At 68.0% G+C, this 322-nt stretch carries 1 protein-coding gene; it reads right to left on the bottom strand.

Features of this window, described 5'->3' with window-relative positions:
• Positions 1-130: 130 nt before the first annotated feature.
• The coding region (locus tag SB751_RS29095; protein WP_410748919.1) for a DUF779 domain-containing protein at positions 131-322 on the bottom strand (192 nt) is incomplete at its 5' end.

Below are 322 nucleotides of genomic sequence, written 5' to 3' on the forward strand. Positions count from 1 at the left end.
CGCAATTTCGCGCCGCGCGCATCCGTCGCGTGTCGTTCCAATGGAAGCAGGCCGCCAGCGAGACCGCTGCCGACAAGGGCGGAACGCCGCAAGGGTCGTGAGGCGATGCGGGGGCGGGCGCGATCGGGCCTCAGCTCTTGGTGACCGCCGCCACGTTGGCCCATTCTTCATCGGAGTACAGCCGCGAGCGCAGCAAAAAGCGCTTGCCCTCGGCGCTGTCGAGCGAGAACGCGCCGCCGCGTCCGGGCACGGCGTCGATGATGAGCTGGGTGTGCTCCCAATACGCGAACTGGTCTTCGCCCATGTAGAACGGGCAGCCCTC

The organism is Cupriavidus sp. SIMBA_020, assembly GCF_046535395.1.
Taxonomy (GTDB): Bacteria; Pseudomonadota; Gammaproteobacteria; order Burkholderiales; family Burkholderiaceae; genus Cupriavidus; species Cupriavidus campinensis.